A 4,547-nucleotide genomic window follows, 5' to 3' on the forward strand; every position below is an offset into this window, starting at 1 on the left:
CAGGCAGAGACTAAGTCTCTGCCTGTTTTTTTATACTATTTTTGCTTTTCAAAAGTAGTAATTAGAACACTACATATAATAAGGATACCACCAATGAAAAAGTTACTGCTTAACGTCTCATTTAATAGGAGCCAGCCAATTATTGAACCGACGATAGGTTGGAAGAAGAAAAATAATGAACCGATGCTAGCATCCATTAATTCTAATCCTTTATTCCAAAGGAAAAATGCACCTGCGGTTGAGACGATACCTAAATAGAGTACGCCTAATAGTACGTACATGTTTATATGTTCAATAGGACTTGATTGGAATTCCCATATCATAAAAGGTGTAATAAAAAAGAGTGAAAAGAATATTGCATACGTTGTAATAACTAAAGATGAAAATCGGACTGAAGCGATTTTTACATAAATGGATAGTAAAGCCCAAGTAATAGCGGCTCCAACTAAAATGATTGTACCGATAAAATAGGAGCCGATTTCAATATCCCATCCGATAACGATAATGACACCGATTGTCGCTATGATAGTAGATAAAAGTCTACGAGTGGTTAGTTTTTCTTTTAAAATAAGCCCTGCAAATATAACCATAAATGCAGGTGTAGCTGATGTTACTAAAGAGCCTGTATGAGCGTCGGATAATTTTGTCCCGATGAATTGACATGTAATCGAAATGAAGTATCCGATGAAGCCAATCCAAGCGAATAATAGCCAATCTTTTTTGTGTATGGTTACTTTTTTCTTTTGCTTTTTTTCAGTTGTTTTCAAAATCACATATAAAACAACAAAAGCGATAATAAAGCGGAGCCAAACGAGTGTAAGTGGCGGGATAAAGTCGAGTACGTATTTACTAACGACGTACATACCGCCCCAAATACTTGCTGCTAGTGATAAACATATAGCTCCTAAAATTGTTTGTTTCATTTGAATGACCTCCGTCTATTTTTAGGGTTATGATTTATTCCCTAAGACGAGGCATGGCGCACTTGTCCCGCATTAACGGGCAGTAARACYCCCACCTCAAAATTCARCGAAAGCAAAGAAGTTAGGCGGTGGATCAACTGCCCGTAAATGCCCGATTGGTGAAGGCTAATAATCAGTGGGGGATGAASAAAAYCCCCACTGATTAAARTTTCACTTTATTATATGAATGCCCGTCTTAGATTATAGACGGCCTACAGGTTGATCGTTTTCGAATGAAGTGTTGTAGTACATGAGCGTAGCCTCCCTTCTTCTTTTATAATGATATTATAACTTAATTTTCTGATTATTGTAGAGCGTTATGGAATTGTGTATACAATGTGAATAACAAACCGTCACGTTTGACTGTACAGTTTATGTATTGTATGATAATAGTAATATAAACAAGGGGGGAAGATCGTTGGGAAGGTGTATCGAATCGGACAGTTGGCTCTCATGGCTCACGTGTCGAAACGAACGATTGATTATTATACGAATCTAGGAATCTTAAAAGCGGAGCGATCTCAATCTAATTATCGCTATTACGACGAAACAGCATTTGAGACATTACAATTTATTGAGAAGTGCAAAGAAATGCATATGCCGCTTTGTGAGATTAAAGAGAGAATCGAGGAGAAGAAAAAGCTGCTCGGTATCAATGAACACGTTTCGAAACAAGTGAATGAAGTGACAGACCATATTCATAGATTAGAAGCAGAGCTAACGGAGTTAAAGCCTCTTTTAGATGAATTGACTGATTCACAACGTGAAAAAATATCGAAATCTTTGTCAGGTCAAACGACAGCTTTAATACAGACACTTATTCTATTATTATAGAATAAGTGAAATCCGACCTCTTTAATTTTTGTATCGGGCTATGTTTTCTAACGAACAAATAAGAAAACATTATAGTATACAGGAGGTGGACACCTTAGTTTTTTAACTAAGGGGATTCATTGGAAATATTTAATTTAGTCATGGTTGCGATTTTAATCGCATTTACTGGATTTTTCGTAGCAGCAGAGTTTGCGATTGTTAAGATACGTTCAAGTCGCATTGATCAGCTTGTTGCGGAAGGGAAACGCGGTGCGTTAGCAGCGAAAAAGGTAACAACAAATTTAGATGAATATTTATCTGCTTGTCAATTAGGTATTACAGTTACAGCGATGGGACTTGGTTGGTTAGGTGAACCGACGATAGAAAAATTATTACACCCGTTATTTGAGAAATGGAACTTAAATCCTTCTATCTCATCAGTAGTAACATTTGGTCTTGCATTTATGACGATGACGTACTTGCACGTTGTAGTTGGGGAATTAGCTCCGAAAACGATGGCAATTCAAAAAGCTGAAAAAGTGACATTGTTATTAGCAGGTCCGTTAATGATATTCTATAAAGTTATGTATCCATTTATTTGGGTATTGAATGGTTCTGCTCGTGTTGTAACTGGTTTATTCGGTTTGAAGCCAGCTTCTGAACATGAAGTAGCTCATACAGAAGAAGAGTTACGTCTTATTCTTTCAGAGAGCTACGAAAGTGGAGAAATTAATCAAGCTGAATACAAGTATGTAAATAATATCTTTGAATTTGATAATCGCATTGCGAAAGAAATCATGGTACCGCGTACAGAAATCGTTGGTTTCTATCTTGAAGATTCAGTAGAAGAACACATGAAAGTAATCCAAAATGAACGATACACACGTTATCCGATTTTTGGAGAAGATAAAGATGATATTATCGGTATGGTCAATGTAAAAGATTTCTTTATTCGATATATGAACAACGATCAAGAAGATTTATCATCGATTCGCACGTATATGCGTCCGATTATTGAAGTTATGGAAACGACTCCAATTCATGATTTATTACTGCAAATGCAGAAGAAGCGAATTCCAATGGCTGTTTTATATGATGAGTACGGAGGAACAGCTGGAATTGTAACGCTTGAAGATATATTGGAGGAAATCGTCGGCGAAATTCGTGATGAATATGATGAAGATGAAGCACCACCAATTCAACATGTGAACGAGTATCATAAAATTGTTGATGGAAAAGTGCTTATCACAGAAGTAAAAGATTTGTTTGGATTACACATTGAAGAAGACGATGTGGATACAATCGGTGGATGGATTATGATGCAAAATCATGAAATCGAAGAAGGACAATGCGTTGAAGCAGAAGGCTATGAATTTAAAGTGTTAGAAAAAGATGCTTATCAAATTAAACGTGTTGAAATTCAAAAAATGGATCATGAACAAGAACAAGAGAAAGCAGCAACTGTGTAAGTTGCTGCTTTTCTTCTGACACATAATAAAATGTGAAATTAGGAGCGGATATTTTGATTCAAGTAGCCTTACGTGTATATCGATTACAATTGTATACGATCTTTAGTGGTTTACTACTAATGTGGGCGGTTACTCCGTTTGGAAAACAAGTGACAGGATTCGGTATTGGATTAGCTGTAAGTGCATACTGTCTTTGGTTATTAGCTCGCAGAGTTGAAAAATTAGGAAGAAGTATTGTGATGAAAGAAAAGGCTCCTGGATTAGGAGTTCTAAACCGATTTGCAGCCGCAATATTAGGGGCTATCATTATGTATGAAATTGAGCATGAAATGGAAATGTGGGCATTTGGTACTGGAATATTAGGTGGACACTTTTTAATGATTGCGAATTTAGCCTATGCAAATATGCAGCTAGTAAAAGAAGAAGAGAAACAAAGAGAACATGCTTCGAAAAACATAGAGTTATGAGGAAAGGGACCTAATCTGGTTCCTTTTTTGYGTTTAAAAATAAATGATATAATACGAGTGATTTACTGGTATTTATCGGATTTACGCCAAATATAATACGCTTATTTTTGAGGCATTTCAATAGTATGAAAAAAAATTAAAAAAAATTAAAAAAAATTAAAAAACCCATCGATTTCTAAAGCTTATGTATGTTATCATGACAAAAGAATTTGCGAAAGAGGTGGATACCAATGTTACAAGCGTTACTTATTTTTGTGCTTCAAATTATTTACGTTCCAACTTTAACAATCCGTACGATTTTGCTTGTAAAGAATCAAACAAGATCCGCTGCAGGTGTAGGATTGTTAGAAGGAGCAATTTACATTGTCAGTTTAGGTATTGTATTTCAAGATTTATCAAATTGGATGAACATTGTTGCCTATGTCATCGGCTTTAGTGCGGGACTATTATTAGGCGGTTATATAGAGAATAAATTAGCAATTGGATATATTACGTATCAAGTTAGTTTACTAGACCGTTGTAATGAATTAGTAAATGAATTACGCCACTCTGGATTTGGCGTTACAGTATTTGAAGGTGAAGGAATAAATTCTATACGTTATCGCTTAGATATCGTTGCGAAGCGTTCTAGAGAAAAAGAACTGTTAGAAATTATTAATGAAATTGCACCAAAAGCGTTTATGTCTTCTTATGAAATCCGTTCGTTTAAAGGTGGATACTTAACGAAGGCGATGAAGAAGAGAGCGTTGTTGAAGAAGAAGAAAGATGAACATGCATCGTAAAAAAAAGGAGTAGTATGGCTTAAAAATAAGTTTATAACCATAATCCTATATGAA

General features: G+C 35.4%; 5 protein-coding genes. 4 read left to right on the plus strand and 1 reads right to left on the minus strand.

Annotation, left to right across the window (positions count from 1 at the left end):
* Positions 1-35: 35 nt before the first annotated feature.
* Positions 36-923, minus strand: coding sequence for a DMT family transporter (locus AC1DTM_RS18710; protein WP_477000636.1), 888 nt, complete (start codon positions 921-923; stop codon positions 36-38).
* 465 nt (positions 924-1,388) lie between these two features.
* Between AC1DTM_RS18710 and AC1DTM_RS18715 the strand changes: the two genes are divergently transcribed.
* The 4 genes from AC1DTM_RS18715 to AC1DTM_RS18730 all read left to right on the plus strand — a co-directional run bounded on the left by AC1DTM_RS18715 (position 1,389) and on the right by AC1DTM_RS18730 (position 4,493).
* Positions 1,389-1,796 (plus strand): MerR family transcriptional regulator, encoded by a 408-nt coding sequence (locus tag AC1DTM_RS18715; protein ID WP_033710905.1) that lies wholly within the window; start codon positions 1,389-1,391, stop codon positions 1,794-1,796.
* Positions 1,797-1,915: 119 nt separating this feature from the next.
* Positions 1,916-3,244 carry a hemolysin family protein gene (locus tag AC1DTM_RS18720; RefSeq protein WP_002110921.1) on the plus strand — a complete coding sequence of 443 codons (1,329 nt, stop codon included), beginning with the start codon at positions 1,916-1,918 and terminating at the stop codon, positions 3,242-3,244.
* 53 nt (positions 3,245-3,297) lie between these two features.
* On the plus strand, positions 3,298-3,711 hold the full coding sequence (locus AC1DTM_RS18725) for an ATP synthase subunit I (RefSeq protein WP_002110920.1): 414 nt from the start codon (positions 3,298-3,300) through the stop codon (positions 3,709-3,711).
* Between the two features lie 230 nt (positions 3,712-3,941).
* The gene (locus tag AC1DTM_RS18730) at positions 3,942-4,493 is read left to right on the plus strand and encodes a DUF2179 domain-containing protein (protein ID WP_088099373.1); all 552 of its coding nucleotides are present in this window, start codon (positions 3,942-3,944) and stop codon (positions 4,491-4,493) included.
* The last annotated feature ends 54 nt before the right edge of the window (positions 4,494-4,547 follow it).

Source organism: Bacillus sp. P4_D3, from assembly GCF_056401855.1.